Genomic DNA, 19,993 nt, shown 5'->3' with positions numbered 1-19,993 from the left:
CGCCTTCTCGCCTTCTCGCCTTCTCGCCTTCTCGCCTTCTCGCCTTCTCGCCTTCTCGCCTTCTCGCCTTCTCGCCTTCTCGCCTTCCCGCCTTCTCGCCTTCTCGCCTTCTCGCCTTCTCGCCTTCTCGCCTTCTCGCCTTCTCGCCTTCTCGCCTTCTCGCCTTCTCGCCTTCTCGCCTTCTCGCCTTCTCGCCTTCTCGCCTTCTCGCCTTCTCGCCTTCTCGCCTTCTCGCCTTCTCGCCTTCTCGCCTTCTCGCCTTCTCGCCTTCCCGCCTTCTCGCCTTCTCGCCTTCTCGCCTTCTCGCCTTCTCGCCTTCCCGCCTTCTCGCCTTCTCGCCTTCTCGCCTTCCCGCCCTCTCGCCTTCTCGCCTTCTCGCCTTCTCGCCTTCTCGCCTTCTCGCCTTCTCGCCTTCTCGCCTTCTCGCCTTCCCGCTTCCCGCTTCCCGCTTCCCGCTTCCCGCTACATGACTCCCGGCTCCTGCTGCGCCGGCGTCACGCCCGCCGCTTCCAGCGCCTGGTGCAGCGTCGGGAAGATGCACGACGCGCCGACGATCTCCGTGATCCGGTGGCGCTCCATGTCCGCGCGCAGGTAGCGGTTGACTCGCCCGAACAGCACGCCGATTCGGCGCGCGTGCAGCATCTTGACGAGATCGGTGATCGTGCGCGCGGCCGAATAGTCGAGATCGGTGATCGCTCCCGCGTCGACGATGAACCAGCTCAGCGGCACCGGCGATGCATCGACGAGCTCGGTCACTTCGGCGGCGAACAGATGATCGTTCGCGAAGAACAGGTCGGAGCCGAACCGGTAGACGATCAGCCCCGGCGCCGTCATCGCGCCGGGCCGCGCGGGCACCGGCTGCCACCGCCCGCTGCCGTCGGCGGCTTCGAGCACCATCGTATGCGGCTGGTAACTGTGGCGCACGTGCCGCATCAGCGACAACGCGACCGCGAGCAGGATGCCGTGCTCGACGCCCACCGTCACGACGGCCGCGGCGGTGACGAGCGCAAGCGTGAATTCGCCGGGGCTTTCCTTGCGGATCGCCGCGAGGCTGCGCACGTTGATCAGCCCGAGCGCGATCGTAAACACGATGCCGGCCAGCACCGCATGCGGCAGGTACTGCAGATATGAACTCAGGAACAGCAGCACCACCGCGACCACCGCGGCGAACGCCAGGTGCCCGATCTGGCTGCGCACGCCCGCGCCGTCGGCCATCGCGGTCTGCGTCGGGCTGCCGTTGACGACGAACGCGCCGCCCACCGCCGCCGCCGCGTTGGCGGCCGCGAGGCCGAGGATGTCGGCGTTGGTGTCGACATCCTCGTCGTAGTGCTGCGCGAACACGCGGGCAGCCGCCGCGCTCTGCGCGATGATCATCACGAAACACGATGCGGCGACCGGCACGAGATCGAGGAACTGCTGCCACGTGACGGACGGCCAGCGCAGCGGCGGCAAGCCGCCCGCGACCGGCCCGAGCACCGCGATGCCGTGCGCGGCGAAGCCAAACGCCGCACTCGCGACGATGCTGCCCGCGACCGCGATCATCGGCATCGGCACGCGCGGCAGGAAGCGCTTGCACGCGAGAATCGCGACGACGACGAGCGCCGCGAGCGCGAGCGTCGGCCGATGCGCGTGAACGGCATGCGTGACGACATAGTCGAGCTGGGCGACGCTGCGCGACGCCGGATACGGGACGGACAAGCCGAGCATGTCGCCGAGCATCGCGATCGACACCTGCATGCCGACGCCGGCGAGAAAGCCGACCAGCACCGTGCGCGACAGGAAATCGGCGAGAAAGCCGAGCTTGAAGATGCGCGCGAGCAGCAGCATCGCGGCGGTCAGCAGCGCGACCATGCCGGCCAGCGCAACATACTCGGCGCTGCCGGCCGGCGCCATCGACGACAGGCGGCTCGCGAAGATCGTCGCGGTTGCGGAGTCGGCGGCGACCACGAGATGGCGGGACGCGCCGAAGCACGCGAACGCGATGAGCGGCAGGAACACCGTATAGAGGCCCGTCACGGCCGGCATGCCGGCGATGCGCGCATAGCCGAGCACCTGCGGGATATCCATCGACGCGAGCGAGATGCCCGCGAACACATCGCGGATCGCCGTCGCGCGACGAATCGGCAGAATGCCCTTCAGCAGCCATACGCGTGACGGCCGGGTTTCATTGGAATCTTGCATGCGTGAAATGCGTGAATGACGTGGCAACGGGGTTCGCGAAGTCGTTCGCGCATCGTGCCCCGAGCGGGCATCGCATGGCAAGTACACAGTGTATTGCGCGACGCGAACACGAGGACACACGGAAAATCCGCGCAACGGTGAGCATGTTCGGGAACCTAATGACATGAATGTTCGGCACCCGCCAGGAACCCGATGGCACAATCACGGTCCCTTACATGCGCCCTTCACCGGGCGCGCGCCGCGCCGCGGCGCCGATTCAATGCACGAGAAGGACCCTGGCTGCCCCTATGACCCTGAACGAATCCTGGTTTGCGCCGCTCGTCGGTATCCTCATCCTGCTCGCCGCCGCCGGCGCGATCACGGCCGCCGTCCATTTCCTGCTGTTCCGCGTGGTCGCGCGCCTCGCGCGGCTGTCGGCCACCCGCATCGACGACGCGCTGTTCGAGTTCGGCGCATTCAAGTGGCTGAACCGCATCGTCCCGTTCGTCGTGGTCAAGCTCGGGCTCGGCGCGGTGCCCGGCATCCCGGCCGCGGCCACCCAGGCCGCCGACAAGGTGCTGTTCGCGCTGATCGTATTCCTGGTGTCGATGACGATCAGCGCGACGTTGTCCGCGCTCGAACACTCGCATCGCACGAGCCAGCGCGACCAGCCGCGCCTGTCGCTGAAAGGCGCGATGCAGCTCGTCAAGCTCGTGATGTTCATCACGGCCGCGCTCGTCGTGATCGGCGATGCGACCGGCAAGCAGATCGGCCTGCTGCTGTCCGGCATCGGCGCGATGTCCGCGGTGCTGATGCTGATCTTCAAGGACACGCTGCTCGGCCTCGTCGCAGGCGTGCAGCTGTCGTCGAACGACATGCTGCGGATCGGCGACTGGATCACGATGCCGTCGGCCGGCGCGGACGGCACGGTCATCGACATCACGCTGAACACGGTCAAGGTCGCGAACTTCGATCACACGATCATCACGGTGCCGACGTGGAAGCTGATCACCGAGAGCTACCAGAACTGGCGCGGCATGACCGAAGCCGGCGGGCGCCGCATCAAGCGCGCGCTGTTCGTCGACGCGACGAGCGTGCGCTTTCTCGGCAACGACGAAATCGAACGGCTCGAACGCCTGACGCTGTTGAAGGACTACCTGGAAGACAAGGTCGACGCGATCGCTCAATGGAACGGTACGCTCGGCGCGGCCGGCGACTGCCCGGCAAACCGCCGCCAGCTGACGAATCTCGGCACGTTCCGCGCGTATGTCGCGAACTACCTGAAGGGGCATCCGCGGATTCGCCGCGACATGACCTGCATGGCGCGCCAGCTGCCGCTGACGGCCGAAGGCATTCCGCTCGAACTGTACTGCTTCACCGACACGACGAGCTGGGTCGACTACGAGACGATCCAGGCCGACCTGTTCGATCACCTGATCGCGGTGCTGCCGGAGTTCGGATTGCGCGTGTACCAGCACCCGTCGGGCTTCGACATGCGCCGGATGGCCGGCGCAGTGCAAGCCGAACTGCAGGCGCCGCACGCGCGGTAATGATCACCGCGGCGGCCAGCAACGGGCCGCCGCCGGCAACCGCGCAGCACGGCGCCCCCTCACCGCCCCGCGCACTCCGACGCGAGCCGCCCCAGCACCTTCAGCGCGTCCTCGATCTGCCGCGACCACGGATAGCTGTAGTTGAGCCGGATGAAATGCCGGTAATCGGCGGTCGCCGAGAACATGTGGCCGGGCCCGACCGTGATCCCTTGCGCCAGCGCGAGCGCATACAGCTTCATCGCATCGACCTGCGGCGGCAGCTCGACCCACAGCACATACCCGCCCTGTGGCTGCGACAGCCGCGTGCCGTCCGGGAAGAAGCGCCGCACCATCGCGCTCATCAGGCTCGCCTGCTGCGCATACTGCTTGCGCATCCGCCGCAGATGGAAATCGTAGCCGTCGTACTTCAGGTATTCGGCGATCGCAAGCTGCTCGATCGCGGGCGTCGCGAGCGTGTTCAGGAATTTCAGCTTCTCGACCTGGTCGCGATAGCGGCCCGGCATCGCCCAGCCGATCCGGTAGCGCGGCGACAGGCTCTTCGTGAACGATGCGCAATGCAGCACGAGCCCCTCGCGGTCGTACGACTTCAGCGCGCTCGGCGTCGTGTCGCCGAAATGCAGCTCGTGATAGACGTCGCTCTCGATCGCCGGCACGCCGTGCTTCGCCAGCAGCTCGACGAGCGCGCGCTTGCGCGCATCGGGCATCTGGAAGCCGAGCGGATTCTGGAAATTGGGCATCACCATGCACGCCGCGATGCGCTCGCGCTCGAGGATCCGGGCGAGCGCGTCGAGATCGATGCCGTCGCCCGGATGCGTCGCCACCTCCAGCGCGCGCATGCCCATCCGCTCGATCGCGTGCAGCATCGCGTAGAACGTCGGCGACTCGACCGCGATCGTGTCGCCAGGCTTTGCGACGGCCTGCAGGCACAGGTTGATCGCCTCGGTCGCGCCGATCGTCATCACGATCTCGCCCGGCTCGACCGCGATCCCGCGCTCCGCGTAGCGCCGCGCGATCTGGCGGATCAGCTCCTGGTTGCCGGGCGGCAGGTCGTCGATCACGCCCCAGCGCGTGCGCCGCCGCCCGATCGCCTGCGCGTAGCGCGCGAGACGCTGCACCGGGAACTGCGATGCATCGGGGTACGGCGAGCCGAGCGGCACCGCGTCGTCGCGCGCGATCGAGCGCAGCGTCGACAGCACGAGCCGGCTCACGTCCACCGACGACGGCTCGGCCGCCGGCGCGGACGTATGCAATTCCGCCGCGGCCGGCGCCGCCGCGCGCGCCCGCACGAAATAGCCCGACTGCGGCCTGCTCTCGATCAGGCCGCGGCTTTCCAGCACGAGGTACGCGCGCAGCACGGTCGTGACGCTGAGCTGCTGCTGCCGGCTCGCCTGCCGCACCGACGGAATCCGCTCGCCGGGCCGGTACACGCCGCGCTCGATCTGGGTCTGCAGCTCGTCGGCCAGTTGTTCGTAACGCTTCACGCGCCTCCCTTTCAACTTCCCTTCAACAACACAGTTGCGGTCCGCACTGCCTGAATGGCCGAAACTGTACTCTTTTTTGAAGCGAGCAGGTGTACACACAGCGCCCGGGGTGCCGCGCGTACGCTTCACCCATCGCCCCTGACACCCGCATCATGAAAAAGAAATCCGCCGCCGCGCGCATCGAACCGTACACCCACCCGGCCGCCGGCTGGGGGGCGCTGAAGGCCGTCACGATCAACCTGATCAAGGAAAAGGTCGCCGGCGGCAACTACCGCACGCTGCTGCGCCAGAACCAGCCGGACGGCTTCGACTGCCCGGGCTGCGCGTGGCCCGACCGCCAGCACGCGTCGACGTTCGAATTCTGCGAAAACGGCGTGAAGGCCGTGGCCGCCGAAGCGACGAGCAAGCGCGTGACGCCCGAATTCTTCGCCGCGCACACGGTCACCGAACTGCTCGAACAGACGGATTTCGAACTCGAACAGCACGGCCGCCTGACCGACCCAATGGTGTACGACGCGCAAACCGACCGCTACGTGCCGATCGCGTGGGACGACGCGTTCGAGCTGATCGCGCGCCACCTGCGCGCGCTGCCGGACCCGAACCAGGCCGCGTTCTACACGTCCGGCCGCGCGAGCAACGAAGCGGCGTTCCTGTACCAGCTGCTGGTGCGGCTGTACGGCACGAACAACTTCCCCGACTGCTCGAACATGTGCCACGAGGCGACGAGCCGCGGGCTGCCGGGATCGGTCGGCGTCGGCAAGGGCACCGTCACGCTCGACGACTTCGAGCATGCCGACACGCTGCTGATCTTCGGCCAGAACCCGGCGACCAACCATCCGCGGATGATGGGCGAGCTGCGCGAATGCGCGAAGCGCGGCGCGACGATCGTGTCGATCAACCCGCTGAAGGAACGCGGGCTGGAGCGCTTCGCCGATCCGCAAAGCCCGCTCGAGATGCTGACGATGTCGGGCACCAAGATCGCGTCGACCTTCATCCAGCCGACGATCGGCGGCGATTTCGCGCTGATCAAGGGGATGGCGAAGCGCGTGCTCGAACTCGACGATGCCGCGCGTGCCGCCGGCGCGCCGCGCGTGCTCGACACCGCGTTCATCGGCGAGCACACGGCCGGTTTCGACGCGTTCGCCGACGATCTGCGCAACGAAAGCTGGTCCGCGCTGACGGCCGAAAGCGGCGTGCCGTACGAGCAGATCGACGGCCTCGCGCAGCTCTATGCGCGCAGCGAGCGTGTGATCGCGACCTGGGGGATGGGCATCACGCAGCACAAGCATTCGGTCGCGACCGTGCAGATGCTGACGAACCTGATGCTGATGCGCGGCAACATCGGCCGCCCCGGCGCGGGCCTGTGCCCGGTGCGCGGCCACTCGAACGTGCAGGGCAACCGCACGGTCGGCATCGAGGAAAAGCCGTCGCAGGCGTTCCTCGACCGGCTCGGCCACGTGTTCGACTTCGAGCCGCCGCGCCACCACGGCTACGACGTCGTCGAGACGATCGAGGGCATGCTCGAAGGCCACGTGAAGGTGCTGATCGGCCTCGGCGGCAACTTCGCGATGGCGACGCCCGACACGCCGCGCACGTGGGAAGGCATGCGCCGCTGCGACCTGTCGGTTCACATCACGACGAAGCTGAACCGCAGCCACCTGATCCACGGCCGCGACGCGCTGATCCTGCCGACGCTCGGCCGCACCGAGATCGACCTGCAGGACAACGTCGCGCAAGGCGTGACGGTCGAGGATTCGATGAGCATGGTTCACGTGTCGTACGGGATGAACAAGCCTGCATCGCCGAACCTGATGTCGGAGCCCGCGATCGTCGCGCACATGGGGCATGCGCTGTTCGGCAGCGGCAAGATCGACTGGCTCGCGTACAAGGACGACTACGCGAAGATCCGCGACGCGATCGAGGCGACGCTCGACGGTTTCTACGACTACAACACGCGCATCGCGCGGCCGGGCGGCTTCCACCTGCGCGTCGCATCGCGCGACCGCGAATGGCTGACGCCGACGGCCAAGGCGAACTTCATCGCGCATGCACTGCCGACCGACACGCCGATCCAGCGCGCCCGCGCGCTGCATGGCGAGCGCCTGATGACGCTGATGACGACGCGCTCGCACGACCAGTACAACACGACCGTCTACGGGCTCGACGACCGCTATCGCGGCGTGTTCGGCCAGCGCCGCGTGGTGTTCGCGAACCGCGACGACCTCGCGATGCTCGGCCTGAAGGCCGGCGACTGGGTCGACATGGAAACCGTGTGGCACGACGGCATCGAGCGGCGCGCGGACGGCTTCCTGCTGGTCGAATACGACATCCCGCGCGGCTGCATCGGCGCGTACTACCCGGAAACGAACCCGCTGGTGCCGCTCGACAGCGTCGGCGACGTGTGCAACACGCCGACGTCGAAGTCGGTGCCCGTGCTGCTGCATCGCGCGGCCGCGCCGGCCGCGGCCGCCGCCTGACGGAGCGCCGCGATGATCGTTCGGCCGCGCGAGCACTGGCTGCGGATGCTGCTCGTCTGGAACGGCTCGGTGCTGCCGACCATCCTGCCGCAGCTCGTGCTGACGCTCGCGATCAGCCTCGTCGCGGTGTGGGGCGGCGGCCGCGTGCTCGGCGAAAAGGTGCCGCTGAACCCGACGCCGTTCACGCTGATCGGCCTCACGCTCGCGATCTTCGCGGGGTTTCGCAACAACGCGAGCTACGAACGCTACCGCGAGGGGCGGCAGCTGTGGGGCGGCGTGCTGACCGCCACGCGCACACTGGTGTCGCAGGCGCTCTGCTACGGCGCGATCGACGCTGACGACGCGGCGCGCCGCGCGTTCGTCCGCAAGGTCGTCGCGTTCGTCTATGCGCTGAAGCATCAACTGCGCGGCACCGATCCGGCGGCCGACCTGCGCACGCTGCTCGACAGCGCTACCTATGCGCGCATCGTCGCCGCCCGGTATGCGCCGATCGCGATCGTGCACGAACTGCGCGAAGCATTAGCCGCGCGCGCCGATGCGGGCCATCTCGCCGATACGCGGCTGTGGATGCTCGACGCGCGCCTCGACGATCTCGTGTCGATGGTGAGCGGCTGCGAACGCATCGCGTCGACACCGATCCCGTTCTCGTACGACGTGCTGCTGCACCGGACCATCTACGCATACTGCGTGCTGCTGCCGTTCGGCCTCGTCGATTCGATCGGCGCGGCGACGCCGTTCGTCACCGTGTTCGTCGCCTATACGCTGATCGCGCTCGATGCGATCGCGCACGCGATCGCCGAGCCGTTCGGCGACGGGCCGAACCACCTCGCGCTCGATGCGATGACGCGGATGATCGAGCGTACGCTGCTCGAACTGAACCGCGAACCGCTGCCGGCCGAAGTGACGCCCGGCCCGGCATACCAGCTCACCTGACGCGCTGCCCGCGCCGCGCCATTCAGTCGCGACGGCCGCGCAGGAAGCCGCCATCCGCGGCGGCCGCGGCCGCGATCCGCCTCAGCAGCACGACGCCACGCAGCAGATCGACGCCGCACGTTCGCTGCTGCACCTGAGCCCCGATCCGGCGCTCGCTGACGTAATAAAGACTTGCAATCGATACAGGCTGAAACGTCAACAGCCGGGGCACCTGCCGCGTTTTTTCGACAAGCGCCCATGATTCGGGCGCGCTACGACAGGAGAAAACGTCATGCGAGCCCTTACCCGCCATCTCGCGATCGCCGCCACCTTGATGTCGGTGCTGACCGGCACCGCGTTCGCCGAAACGCCGTGGCAGCAAGCGCATCCACGCCGCGAAGAGGTCAATCAGCGTCTCGCCAACCAGAATCGCCGGATCCATCACGAAGTGATGGAAGGCGAGATGTCGCACGCACAGGCCGCGCGCCTGCACCGTGACGACCGCAAGATCCGCCAGGAAGAGCGGGACATGGCCGCGCAGGATCGCGGCCACATAACGCAGAGCGAAAAGCACGTGCTGAACCAGCAGGAAAATGCGGTCAGCCACAAGATCGGCCAGTAACGCCGGCAAGCGTCAATTCGCCATCGCTTGAAACGCCCGCTGCCGCCGTGCGACAGCGGGCGCTTGTTGTATCGAATCGTTTCAGCGGGCCATTCGCGTCAAGTGCCGCGGGTATACTCCGACGTCACTCGCCGCCCGTATCGACTCGACCGTCAATACCGACACGATTTCGGCGGCGTCGTTGCGAAGCTCCGCGTTTCGCGTACCCCGCGCCCCAGCCTCGACACGAGACACACGACGATCCCGATCATGAAACGATTCCTGTTGCTCCTTCCCGCCGCCCTGCTCGCCGCCTGCGGCTCGGCGCCCTCGTCCGATTCCGCCGCGTCCGGTTCGGCGCCGATGATCTACGTGTCGTCGGCGCGTCCGGCCCACGCGATCGCCAATTGCCTCGACAGCCGCCTGTCCGGCACCGAGCGGTCGCAGCACAACGGCGTGACCGACATCACCGTCGGGTCGCGCTCGTACTTCGTCACGCTCACGCCGTCCGGCAACGGTTCGGTCGTCAAGGTCGTGCGCGGTTCCGGCAGCGAGCCGGCCGAGGAAGCGATGCGCTTCGCGATCGCGCGCTGCGTGATCTGACCGGCGCCGGGCGCCTCGCCCGGCCCGCACGCCGCTTCTCCTGGGCGCCGTTCCGCGCGCCCATCGAATATTTTCATCCGGGCCGCCGTCGATGAGAGAATCGCACCACGATTCCTTTCCCACGGAGCCCGCATGAAGCATCTGCTGTCCCGGTTGTTCGTCAGCGCTGCGCTCGTCGCGCTTGTTCCGGCGCTGCCGGCACAAGCCGCAACGCCGCCCGGCATTTTCGTCGTCGCCACGCAGCTCGGCGAATTCACGACCCTCGATCCGAGCGAAATCTACGAACTCGTGCCGTCCGAGTACGTCGCGAACACCTATGAACGGCTCGTGCGGGTCGACCTGAAGGACCCGACGCGCTTCGACGGGCAGATCGCGCAAGCGTGGACGGTCGGCGCCGACGGCGTCACCTACACGTTCAAGCTGCGCCCCGGCCTCGCCTTTCATTCCGGCAACCCGGTCAGCGCCGACGACGTCGCGTGGTCCCTGCAGCGCACCATCCTGCTCGACAAGGGTCCGGCAGGCGTGCTGGCCGATCTCGGCCTCACGAAGGCGAACGTGATGCAGAAGGTGCGCGCGGTCGATCCGCAGACCTTCGTGCTCGAAACCGACCGCAAGTACGCACCGAGCTTCGTGCTCAACGTGCTGAGCGCGTGCCCGGCGTCGGTCCTCGACAAGAAGCTGCTGCTGTCGCACCAGCAGGGCAACGATCTCGGCAGCGGCTGGCTGAAGACCAACGATGCCGGCTCGGGCCCGTACCAGCTCGTCAAGTGGACGCCGAACGAGAGCATCGTGCTGCAGCGCTTCGACAAGTACCGTGCGCCGTACCCGATGAAACGCGTCGTGCTGCGCCACGTGCCCGAGGCGTCCGCGCAGCGGCTGCTGCTCGAGAACGGCGACGTCGACGCGGCGCGCAACCTGAGCCCCGACAGCCTCGCCGCGCTGACCAAGGCCGGCAAGATCAAGGTCGCATCGTGGCCCGTGTCCGCGCTGCTGTACCTGAGCCTGAACACGAAGAACCCGAACCTCGCGAAGCCGGACGTACAGCAGGCGATGAAGTGGCTGGTCGACTACGACGGCATCCAGCGCAACATCGTCAGCACGACCTACAAGGTGCACGAGACCTTCCTGCCCGAAGGCTTCCTCGGCACGCTGAATGCGAATCCGTACAAGCTCGACGTCGCGAAGGCGAAGGCGCTGCTCGCGAAGGCTGGCTTGCCGAACGGCTTCGACGTGACGATGGACATGCCCAATGACTATCCGTTCATCGAGATCGCACAGGCGCTGCAGGCGAACTTCGCGCAAGGCGGCATCCGCGTGAAGCTGATCCCGGGCGACGCGAAGCAGGCGATCGGCAAGTACCGCGCGCGCCAGCACGACATCTTCATCGGCGAATGGTCGCCCGACTACATGGACCCGAACAGCAACGCGCGCGGCTTCGCCTGGAATCCGGACAATTCCGACCAGTCGAAGACGAAGATGCTCGCGTGGCGCAATAGCTGGGACATCCCGCAACTGACGAAGGACACCGAGGCCGCACTCGTCGAGCCGTCGCCCGCGAAGCGCGCGCAGCGTTATGAGGCGCTGCAGAAGGCCGTGCTCGCGAACTCGCCGTTCGTCATCATGTTCGAGAAGGTCGTACAGGTCGCGACGCGCCCCGGCACCACCGGGCCCGAGATCGGGCCGATCAACGATCTCGTGTCCTACCGCACGCTGAAGAAGCCATAAGATTCGCCGCATGTCGACTCCCGCCTCCTCCCTGGAAGCACTGCGCACGCTGCCCGCGCGGCACCCGGCCGTACGCTGGGCGCTGCGCATGCTGCGCTGGGCGCTCACGCTCGCCGTCACGTTCGCGGGGCTGCTCGCGCTGACCTTCGTGATCGGCCGCAAGGTGCCGATCGATCCCGTGCTCGCGATCCTCGGCGATCGCGCGTCGGCCGAGGCGTATGCGGCCGAGCGCATCGCGCTTGGCCTCGACAAGCCGCTCGTCACGCAGTTCCTGATCTACGCGCGCGACGTGCTGCACGGCAATCTCGGCATGTCGCTGCTGACGTCGAACCCGGTGCTCGACGACATCAAGCGCGTGTTCCCGGCCACGCTCGAACTCGCGACGATCGCGACGCTGATCGGCATCGCAATCGGCGTGCCGCTCGGCGTCGCGGCCGCGGTGAAGCACAACCGGCCGATCGACCACATCGCGCGCTTCATCGGCCTGATCGGCAATTCGGTGCCGGTGTTCTGGCTCGGGCTGATGGGGCTGCTGCTGTTCTATGCCCGGCTGCACTGGGTCGGCGGGCCCGGCCGGCTCGATCCCGCGTTCGACGGCATGGTCGACCCGCGCACGGGCAGCCTGCTGATCGACTCGGCGCTCGCCGGCGAATGGGACGTGTTCCGCAACGCGGTGTCGCACATCGCGCTGCCGGCGGCGATCCTCGGCTACTACTCGGTTGCGTACCTGAGCCGGATGACGCGTTCGTTCATGCTCGACCAGCTGAGCCAGGAATACATCGTCACCGCGCGCGCGAAGGGCTTGTCGGAGCGCCGCGTGATCTGGCGGCATGCGTTCGGCAACATCGCGGTGCCGCTCCTGACCGTGATCGCGCTCACCTACAGCAACCTGCTCGAAGGCTCGGTGCTGACCGAGATCGTGTTCGCGTGGCCGGGGCTCGGCTCGTACCTGACGGGTGCGCTGCTGAACGCCGACATGAACGCGGTGCTCGGCGCGACGCTCGTGATCGGCGCGATGTTCATCACCGTCAACCTGCTGACCGACGCGCTGTACCGCGTGTTCGATCCGCGTGCGCGCTGAGGGCCGCTGCGACATGACTGCTTCCACCCTGCTTCTTTCCCCGTCCATGCCGAAGGCTGTCCGATCATGAATGCCGAGCGTCTCACGCTGCGCGCGTGGCTGCTTTCCGATGCGCCCGCGTCGCGCTCGCAGGCCGCGTTCGGCCTCGCGTATCGCCGCTGGCGCCGCTTCGCCGGCAATCCGCTCAACCTGTTCGGGCTCGCGATCCTGGTCGTGCTGATCGTCGTCGCGATCGTCGGCCCGCTGATCATGCCGCACGATCCGCTGCATCAGGTGCTGCCCGACCGCCTGCTGCCGCCCGGTTCGGCATCGCACTGGTTCGGCACCGACCAGCTCGGCCGCGACATCCTTTCGCGGATGATCGCCGGTTCGCGCCTCACGCTCGGCATCGCGCTGCTCGTCGTCGTGATCGTCGTGCCGATCGGCCTGCTGATCGGCATGACCGCCGGCTATTGCGGCGGCTTCGTCGACAGCGTGCTGATGCGTTTCACCGACATCGCGCTCGCGTTCCCGAAGATCGTGCTCGCGCTCGCGTTCGCGGCAGCGCTCGGGCCGGGCGTGATCAACGCGGTCGTCGCGATCTCGATCACCGCGTGGCCCGCATACGCGCGGCTCGCGCGCGCGGAGACGATCCGCATCGCGCAGGCCGACTTCATCCACGCGGCACGGCTGCAAGGCGCGTCGGGCCTGCGGATCCTGCTGCGCTACATCATGCCGCTGTGCATGTCGTCGGTGATCGTGCGCGCGACGCTCGACATGGCCGGCATCATCCTGACCGTCGCGGGCCTCGGCTTCCTCGGCCTCGGCGCGCAGCCGCCGAGCCCCGAATGGGGCTTCATGGTCGCGTCGGGCCGCAACGTGCTGCTCGACGCATGGTGGGTTGCGACGCTGCCCGGCATCGCGATCCTGCTCGTCAGCCTCGCGTTCAACCTGCTCGGCGACGGGCTGCGCGACGTCTTCGATCCGCGTCATGGAGCGTGACATGTCACTGAATTCCGTCAACGCACCCGCGCCGCTGTGCGAGATCGACGGCCTGAAGATCGGCTTTCGCGGGCACGACGGCGTCGTCACCGACGCGGTGCGCGACCTGTCGCTGACGCTCGCGCCCGGCGAACGGCTCGGCATCGTCGGCGAATCGGGTTCCGGCAAATCGCTGACGGGCCGCGCGCTGCTCGGCCTGCTGCCTGAAGCCGCGCACTGCTCGGCCCGCACGATGCGCTTCGCGGGCCACGACCTGCTCGCGCTGCCGGCACGTGAACGACGGCATCTGTGCGGCAGCCAGATGGGGATGATCCTGCAGGACCCGAAGTACTCGCTGAACCCGGTGATGACCGTCGCGAAGCAGATGGGCGAAGCGTTCCGGTTGCACGAGCCGGGTTTGCGCGGCCGCGCGCTGCGCGAGCGGATCGTCGACGCGCTCGCGGCCGTGCAGATCCGCGATCCGGCACGCGTCGCCGACGCGTATCCGCACGAACTGTCGGGCGGCATGGGCCAGCGCGTGATGATCGCGATGATGGTGTCGACCGGCCCGCGCCTGTTGATCGCCGACGAGCCGACGTCCGCGCTCGACGTCGCGGTGTCGATGCAGGTGCTCGCGGTGCTCGACGCGATGATCGCGCGGCATGGCACGGGGCTGATGTTCATCAGCCACGACCTGCCGCTCGTGATGTCGTTCTGCGATCGCGTCGCCGTGATGTATGCAGGCCGCGTCGTCGAAACCTGCGCGGCGCGCGACCTGCGCGATGCGACGCATCCGTACACGCGCGGCTTGCTCGCGGCGAACCCGCCGCTCGCGAACCCGCCCGACGAACTGCCCGTGCTGCGGCGCGACCCGGCGTGGCTCGACGCCGCGGCGCCCGCGGGCTCGGCACTGCCACGACAGGAGCCCGCACGATGATCGACGTCGATCACGCCTCGATCCGTTTTCCGACCCGCACGGGTCATGTCGATGCCGTGCGCGATGCGAGTTTTGCGGTGCGCGACGGCGAAGTGTTCGGGCTCGTCGGTGAGTCGGGCTCCGGCAAGTCGACGCTGCTGCGCGCGCTGACCGGCCTCGTGCCGCTCGCGGGCGGCAGCCTGTCGATCGACGGCCGGCCCGTCGGCGGCACGCCGGATCGCGCATTCCGCCGCCACGTGCAGATGGTGTTCCAGGATCCGTACGCGTCACTGCATCCGCGCTTCACCGTCGACCAGACGCTGCGCGAGCCGCTGTCGATCCACCGCATCGACGACGCCGACGCGCGCATCGCCCGCACGCTGTCCGAAGTCGGGCTCGGCCCGGCGTTCCGCTTCCGCTATCCGCACCAGTTGTCGGGCGGCCAGCGCCAGCGTGTCGCGATCGCGCGCGCGCTGATCGTCGAGCCGCGCGTGCTGCTGCTCGACGAGCCGACCTCCGCGCTCGACGTATCGGTGCAGGCCGAGATCCTGAACCTGCTGCGGCGCCTGCATCGCGAACGCAACCTGACGATGATCCTCGTGAGCCACAACCTCGCGGTGATCGGCTTCCTGTGCCAGCGCATCGCGGTGATGCAGCATGGCGAGATCGTCGAACAGCTGCGGATCGAGGACGTGCGTGCCGGGCAGGTCGCACGCGACTATACGCGCACGCTGCTGCGCGCGACCGAAGGCTACCGCCGCCGCGATCCGGCAGTCGACGCGCCCGCGGCCTGATACACGTCGCCCGACGATATCGCGACCGTTCGCACGCGCGAACGCTGGATCACCTACGCCGCCCGCAATGCGGCATGCCGGCCGCCGCCACGTTCCGTCGACCGGTCATTCCCGCGTTGATCCGCTTCGAATAACGAATAACGAATAGCGAATAGCGCGACCGACGAAATCGGCATCTCGACCGATTTCGGTAGCGGGACGAACCCGCTCGCCCGCCCCCTCCTGCCTTCTCCCTCGCACCGCCCCGCCTGAATGCCGCTACCGGCGACAAATAACTTAGTACCTGTACTAGACAAAAAGAGATTTGATTCGTACATGTCAAATTACAAAATCATTACATGGTCAGCATAATTCAATCCGAAACGCGCCATTCTGAGATTTAAATTCAATATGCGCTTTCGAAAGTCGAACTTTATTTGGAGTTTTTAAATATGAAGAACCTCAAGCGCAGCGCAATCCCGTTCATCCTCGTCGCAGCCGGCGCCGCCTTTTCGTCCGCGGCCCACGCGGCGGAAGGCACCATCAACTTCAACGGCAAGATCATCGCGTCGACCTGCAGCGTCGAAGGCGGATCGGACCTCACCGTCCCGCTGCCGCCGGTCAGCACCAAGGCGCTTGCCGACGTCGGCTCCGTCGCCGGTCGCAGCGCATTCTCGCTGGCGCTCAAGGGTTGCACGGTCGGCGACGAAAACCCGGTGAAGGTCGGCGTCATCTTCGAGAACGGCACGAACGTTGACGGGTCGAGCGGCCGCCTGAAGATCGATTCGGGTGAAATGGCCGCGGAAGGCGTCCAGATCAACGTGCTGGATGATCAACAGAACCTGATCCCCATCGGCGCCCAAACCGGTGCCAACACGCAACTCGTCGATATCGACGGCGACGGCAACGCGAAGCTCAACTACTTCGCCGAGTACTACGCGTCGGGCGCCGTGAAGGCAGGCGATGTCGCCTCGCGCGTCGAGTACTCGCTGATCTACCAGTAAGCACGAGCACGTGGAGGTCGCCGCCCCGGCGATCTCCGCCCCGTCACGCCGCGCGGTGCGGAAACCGCCGGTTCAGTCCGGCTCCGTCCGCGTCCTTCCAACGATCCGACTCTCTACGCCCATGAAACTGTTGAAGCTCTTCCGTACGCTGGCCCTGGCCGTCACCGCATTCGCGTCGCAAGCCGATGCAAGCGTCGTGATCGCCGGCACGCGCGTGATCTTCCCGTCCAGCGAGCGCGAGGTCACGATCCAACTCACGAACGACAGCAAGCGTCCGGCGCTGGTGCAGGCGTGGCTCGACGACGGCAATAGCGGCGCGTTGCCCGAGAACATCGACGTGCCGTTCACGCTGACGCCGTCGATCTTCCGGATGGAATCCGGCAACGGCCAGACGCTGCGTCTCGTGCACACCGGCGAATCGCTGCCGGCCGACCGGGAATCGCTGTTCTGGCTGAACGTGCTCGAAGTGCCGCCGAAGGCATCCGCGGACGACAACCGGAATCGCATCCAGCTCGCGTTCCGCTCCCGCATCAAGATCATGTATCGCCCCGACGGGCTGGCCGGCAACGCCGACGCTGCGCCGATGCAGCTCGACTGGCGCGTGGTTCGCGTCGATGGCGGCTACGCGCTCGAGGCGAGCAATCCGACGCCGTTCGTCGTCAATTTCGGCAACGTCCTGCTGAATGCCGCCGGCCGCAAGCATGACGCCGGCATGGGTTACGTGCTGCCCCACGGCACGCAACGATTCCCGATCAAGAATCTCGCCGCAGCGCCCGTCGCGGGTGCAACGGTCGAGTTCGGCAGCATCAACGACTGGGGCCGGTCAATCGACATCAAGCGTCCGGTCAGCGTCGCCCCGTAGCGCGGTCGAAGCCGGCAACGCGCACCACCGTGCGCGGCCGATCGCTTCCTCTCCTTTCGTCCGCCGCCCTTTTCGCCGTCCCGACCAGACGGCCAGGAATCCCCGGATCCGGTATTCGCCACGCAGCAACGCACGCGCCCGCGCGACTGCGTCGGCGCAATGCATCCGTTCGATCCGACACTTTCCGGAGTACTGCTCATGACCTCGACTCGACTGCTGCGCCACGCCGTGGCCGACATGCCCCGCATCAAGCCGATCCATCTGATGGTGGTGGCTTGCGTCGGCCCGTGGTCGAGCGATGGCCGCGCGACGACGCAAACTCCCGCCGAAAGCACGCTCGCACAAGTCGAGTTCGACGGCGCATTCATGCAGAATCGCCTGGGCAAGCATTTCGACGTGTCGCGCTTCGCCCAGCGCAACGTGACGGCGCCGGGCGTGTACACCGCCGACATCCATGTCGGCGCCGACTGGATCGGCCGCTACGACGTACGCTTCGCGGCCGCGCCGGACTCGGGCGACGCCCGGCCGTGCTTCGACCGCGCGCTGCTCGAACGCGTCGGGCTCGATTTCAGCAAGCTCGCGCCGGACGTCGTCGCGGAGCTTGACGGCGACCGCGCATGCCTGCAGATCGAGCAAGTCGTGCCGGATGCAAGCGCGTCGTTCGACTTCACGCGCCAGGTGCTGCGGCTCTCGATCCCGCAGGCATCGCTCGCACGCAAGGCGCGCGGCTACGTGAACCCCGATCAATGGACCGCCGGCGAAACCGTCGGCCTGCTCGGCTACAACTTCAATCTCTACACGTCGAAGGCCAGCGGTCATACGACCCAGACGCAAGGCTATCTCGGCCTGAACGGCGGCGTGAACCTCGGCAGCTGGCGCTTTCGCCACGAAGGCTCCTTTTCATGGTCGTCGCGCGGCCAGAGCCGGTATCAGGATATCGCGACCTATCTCCAGCGCGACCTGCCGTCGCTGTCGTCGCAACTCGTCATAGGCGAAAGCTACACGTCGGGAGAGCTGTTCGATTCGACGCAGTTCCGCGGCGTGCGCCTGTCGACGGACGACCGGATGCTGCCCGACTCGTTGCGCGGCTATGCGCCCGTGGTGCGCGGCATCGCGAACAGCAACGCGAAGGTGACGATCCGCCAGAACGACGTGACGATCTACGAGACGACGGTCGCGCCCGGCAATTTCGAAATCGACGACCTGTACCCGACCGGCTATGGCGGCGACCTGGTGGTGTCGGTCTCCGAGGCCGACGGCTCCGTGCATACGTTCTCCGTGCCCTACGCCGCCGTGCCGATGTCGCTGCGGCCGGGCATCAGCCGCTACAGCTTCGTCGCGGGCACGCTGCGCAATCCGTACGGATCGAGCCAGCCGCTGTTCGCGCAGGCCACGTACCAGCGCGGCCTGACCAACCTGCTGACGGGCTACGGCGGCGTCACGCTTTCCGCCGGTTACGCATCCGCGATGCTGGGTGCCGCCCTCAATACGTCGTTCGGCGCATTCGGCGCGGACGTGACGCACGCCATGACCTCGATTCCGGGCACGAAGCGCTACAGCGGTTCGAGCGTGCGCGTCAGCTATGCGAAGTCCGTCGAGGCGACCGGCACCGACATCGCCCTTGCCGCGTATCGTTATTCGACGGATGGCTATTTCGGCCTCAACGACGCGACGCAGGCGCGCGATGCCGTACGGGACGGCCGACTGGCCAGCTCGATCTGGCGTCAACGCCAGCGCGCGTCGCTGGCGTTGACGCAGCGCCTCGGCGCGACCGGCGGACGCATCAACGCCACGGCATCGGCCGTGAACTACTGGAATCGCTCTGGCTCGGACATCAACTATTCGATCGGCTATGCGAACCAGTTCCGCAACCTGTCCTATAGCCTGACGGCCACGCGGCAGCGCAATGCCGGCGGCGACATGAGCACGCTCTATTACGCGAGCGTCACGATCCCGTTCGGCCGCGAGCGCCCGATGACCGTCACCGGCAACGTGTCGCGCGACACGCTCGGCCGCACCCGGCTGCAGTCGACGCTGTCCGGATCGCTCGGCGACGATCACGCGCTGTCGTACAGCGTCAGCGCGAACCATTCGTCCGGGTCGAACTCGGCCACGGACGGCAGCGCCAACGTCACGTACCGCACACGCATGGCCGAAATCAATGCCAGCGCGGGCGCCAGTACGGACTTCCAGCAGGGCTCGCTCGGCGTGCGCGGCGCGCTGGTCGCGCACAGCGGCGGCATCACGTTCTCGCAGCCGTTATCCGAGACGTTCGCGATCGTCGAGGCGCCGGGTGCGGCCGGCGCGCGCATCACGAACGCGACAGGCGTCAAGGTCGACGGCAACGGTTACGCGGTCGTGCCCTACCTGACGCCATACAGCCTCAATACGGTCGCGCTCGATCCGAAGGGAATCTCGATGGACGTCGAGCTGAAGGAAACCAGCCGCCAGATCGCGCCACGCGCCGGTGCGGTGCCGCTCATCCGGTTTGCAACCGACACCGGCCGCGCCGCGCTCGTCCGGGCACCGCAGGCCAACGGTACGCCGCTGCCGTTCGGCGCCGTCGTGCACGACGAGACCGGCAAGGAAGTCGGCGTCGTCTCCCAGGCAAGCAAGATCTTCGCGCGCGGACTCAACGACCGTGGCTCGCTGACGGTTCAATGGGGCGCCGACGGTCGATCGGTCTGCCGCATCGCATACGAGCTTCCCGTCGCGCAACGTCGCGGGCGATCGCCCGGCGTACAGACCGTCACGAGCATCTGCCAGGCTGATTCGACGACCGCCGCCACTCAATAAGGAATCCAGATGACATACCCTTACTCATCGTCCGAATCGCGCCGGCTTGCGAGCCGCGCAGGCATCGCGCACCCGCACGACACATGCGGCGG

General features: G+C 67.3%; 16 protein-coding genes. 13 read left to right on the top strand and 3 right to left on the bottom strand.

Going from position 1 to position 19,993, the window contains the following annotated elements:
• Positions 1–462 precede the first annotated feature (462 nt).
• A complete protein-coding gene (locus tag GEM_RS19200) occupies positions 463–2,181 on the bottom strand; it encodes a SulP family inorganic anion transporter (RefSeq protein WP_014899037.1) in 1,719 nt (572 codons plus the stop codon).
• A gap of 287 nt (positions 2,182–2,468) precedes the next feature.
• Here GEM_RS19200 and GEM_RS19195 point away from each other — a divergent pair, with 287 nt between their 5' ends.
• The gene (locus GEM_RS19195) at positions 2,469–3,710 is read left to right on the top strand and encodes a mechanosensitive ion channel family protein (RefSeq protein WP_014899036.1); all 1,242 of its coding nucleotides are present in this window, start codon (positions 2,469–2,471) and stop codon (positions 3,708–3,710) included.
• Between the two features lie 59 nt (positions 3,711–3,769).
• Here the strand turns inward: GEM_RS19195 and GEM_RS19190 are convergent, their stop codons facing one another.
• Positions 3,770–5,191, bottom strand: a complete 1,422-nt coding sequence (locus GEM_RS19190; RefSeq protein WP_014899035.1) for a PLP-dependent aminotransferase family protein — start codon at positions 5,189–5,191, stop codon at positions 3,770–3,772.
• 152 nt (positions 5,192–5,343) lie between these two features.
• Between GEM_RS19190 and GEM_RS19185 the strand changes: the two genes are divergently transcribed.
• Entirely contained in the window at positions 5,344–7,668 is a 2,325-nt protein-coding gene (locus tag GEM_RS19185; RefSeq protein WP_014899034.1) for an FdhF/YdeP family oxidoreductase, read from the top strand.
• Between the two features lie 12 nt (positions 7,669–7,680).
• On the top strand, positions 7,681–8,601 hold the full coding sequence (locus GEM_RS19180) for a bestrophin family protein (protein ID WP_014899033.1): 921 nt from the start codon (positions 7,681–7,683) through the stop codon (positions 8,599–8,601).
• 22 nt (positions 8,602–8,623) lie between these two features.
• Here GEM_RS19180 and GEM_RS32285 read toward each other — a convergent pair whose 3' ends face one another.
• A complete protein-coding gene (locus GEM_RS32285) occupies positions 8,624–8,893 on the bottom strand; it encodes a hypothetical protein (RefSeq protein ID WP_148283866.1) in 270 nt (89 codons plus the stop codon).
• Here GEM_RS32285 and GEM_RS32280 point away from each other — a divergent pair.
• The 10 genes from GEM_RS32280 to GEM_RS19130 all read left to right on the top strand — a co-directional run bounded on the left by GEM_RS32280 (position 8,873) and on the right by GEM_RS19130 (position 19,901).
• The gene (locus GEM_RS32280; protein ID WP_014899032.1) at positions 8,873–9,202 is read left to right on the top strand and encodes a hypothetical protein; all 330 of its coding nucleotides are present in this window, start codon (positions 8,873–8,875) and stop codon (positions 9,200–9,202) included. The genes GEM_RS32285 and GEM_RS32280 overlap by 21 nt on opposite strands.
• Positions 9,203–9,451: 249 nt before the next feature.
• Positions 9,452–9,784, top strand: a complete 333-nt coding sequence (locus GEM_RS19170; protein WP_014899031.1) for a sugar ABC transporter ATPase — start codon at positions 9,452–9,454, stop codon at positions 9,782–9,784.
• Between the two features lie 132 nt (positions 9,785–9,916).
• A complete protein-coding gene (locus tag GEM_RS19165) occupies positions 9,917–11,509 on the top strand; it encodes an ABC transporter substrate-binding protein (protein WP_014899030.1) in 1,593 nt (530 codons plus the stop codon).
• Positions 11,510–11,519: 10 nt separating this feature from the next.
• On the top strand, positions 11,520–12,590 hold the full coding sequence (locus tag GEM_RS19160) for an ABC transporter permease (RefSeq protein ID WP_014899029.1): 1,071 nt from the start codon (positions 11,520–11,522) through the stop codon (positions 12,588–12,590).
• A gap of 66 nt (positions 12,591–12,656) precedes the next feature.
• Entirely contained in the window at positions 12,657–13,571 is a 915-nt protein-coding gene (gene nikC, locus GEM_RS19155; RefSeq protein WP_014899028.1) for a nickel transporter permease, read from the top strand.
• A 1-nt stretch (position 13,572) separates the two neighbouring features.
• Positions 13,573–14,487: an ABC transporter ATP-binding protein gene (locus GEM_RS19150; protein ID WP_014899027.1), complete on the top strand. Its 915-nt coding sequence runs from the start codon at positions 13,573–13,575 to the stop codon at positions 14,485–14,487.
• Positions 14,484–15,260, top strand: coding sequence for an ABC transporter ATP-binding protein (locus GEM_RS19145; RefSeq protein ID WP_014899026.1), 777 nt, complete (start codon positions 14,484–14,486; stop codon positions 15,258–15,260). The genes GEM_RS19150 and GEM_RS19145 overlap by 4 nt, the downstream gene beginning before the upstream one ends.
• Positions 15,261–15,691: 431 nt before the next feature.
• Positions 15,692–16,243, top strand: coding sequence for a fimbrial protein (locus GEM_RS19140; protein WP_014899025.1), 552 nt, complete (start codon positions 15,692–15,694; stop codon positions 16,241–16,243).
• Between the two features lie 121 nt (positions 16,244–16,364).
• Complete coding sequence (locus GEM_RS19135; RefSeq protein ID WP_014899024.1) at positions 16,365–17,105, top strand: molecular chaperone; 741 nt, start codon at positions 16,365–16,367, stop codon at positions 17,103–17,105.
• Positions 17,106–17,303: 198 nt separating this feature from the next.
• Positions 17,304–19,901: a fimbria/pilus outer membrane usher protein gene (locus tag GEM_RS19130; RefSeq protein ID WP_014899023.1), complete on the top strand. Its 2,598-nt coding sequence runs from the start codon at positions 17,304–17,306 to the stop codon at positions 19,899–19,901.
• Positions 19,902–19,993 lie beyond the last annotated feature (92 nt).

This window comes from Burkholderia cepacia GG4 (genome assembly GCF_000292915.1).
GTDB classification, from domain to species: domain Bacteria; phylum Pseudomonadota; class Gammaproteobacteria; order Burkholderiales; family Burkholderiaceae; genus Burkholderia; species Burkholderia cepacia_D.
The sequence above is the reverse complement of the archived record's forward strand: the minus strand, read 5'-3'. Positions and strand labels throughout refer to the sequence as shown.

Excerpts from the sequence above, each read along its gene's own strand:
- GEM_RS19180 (WP_014899033.1), top strand. The coding sequence starts at position 7,681 with ATGATCGTTCGGCCGCGCGAGCACTGGCTGCGGATGCTGCTCGTCTGG.
- GEM_RS19195 (WP_014899036.1), top strand. The coding sequence starts at position 2,469 with ATGACCCTGAACGAATCCTGGTTTGCGCCGCTCGTCGGTATCCTCATC.
- GEM_RS19170 (WP_014899031.1), top strand. The coding sequence starts at position 9,452 with ATGAAACGATTCCTGTTGCTCCTTCCCGCCGCCCTGCTCGCCGCCTGC.
- GEM_RS19145 (WP_014899026.1), top strand. The coding sequence starts at position 14,484 with ATGATCGACGTCGATCACGCCTCGATCCGTTTTCCGACCCGCACGGGT.
- GEM_RS32285 (WP_148283866.1), bottom strand. The coding sequence starts at position 8,893 with ATGGCGGGTAAGGGCTCGCATGACGTTTTCTCCTGTCGTAGCGCGCCC.
- GEM_RS32280 (WP_014899032.1), top strand. The coding sequence starts at position 8,873 with ATGCGAGCCCTTACCCGCCATCTCGCGATCGCCGCCACCTTGATGTCG.
- GEM_RS19165 (WP_014899030.1), top strand. The coding sequence starts at position 9,917 with ATGAAGCATCTGCTGTCCCGGTTGTTCGTCAGCGCTGCGCTCGTCGCG.
- GEM_RS19160 (WP_014899029.1), top strand. The coding sequence starts at position 11,520 with ATGTCGACTCCCGCCTCCTCCCTGGAAGCACTGCGCACGCTGCCCGCG.
- GEM_RS19135 (WP_014899024.1), top strand. The coding sequence starts at position 16,365 with ATGAAACTGTTGAAGCTCTTCCGTACGCTGGCCCTGGCCGTCACCGCA.
- GEM_RS19140 (WP_014899025.1), top strand. The coding sequence starts at position 15,692 with ATGAAGAACCTCAAGCGCAGCGCAATCCCGTTCATCCTCGTCGCAGCC.
- GEM_RS19200 (WP_014899037.1), bottom strand. The coding sequence starts at position 2,181 with ATGCAAGATTCCAATGAAACCCGGCCGTCACGCGTATGGCTGCTGAAG.
- nikC (WP_014899028.1), top strand. The coding sequence starts at position 12,657 with ATGAATGCCGAGCGTCTCACGCTGCGCGCGTGGCTGCTTTCCGATGCG.
- GEM_RS19150 (WP_014899027.1), top strand. The coding sequence starts at position 13,573 with ATGTCACTGAATTCCGTCAACGCACCCGCGCCGCTGTGCGAGATCGAC.
- GEM_RS19130 (WP_014899023.1), top strand. The coding sequence starts at position 17,304 with ATGACCTCGACTCGACTGCTGCGCCACGCCGTGGCCGACATGCCCCGC.
- GEM_RS19185 (WP_014899034.1), top strand. The coding sequence starts at position 5,344 with ATGAAAAAGAAATCCGCCGCCGCGCGCATCGAACCGTACACCCACCCG.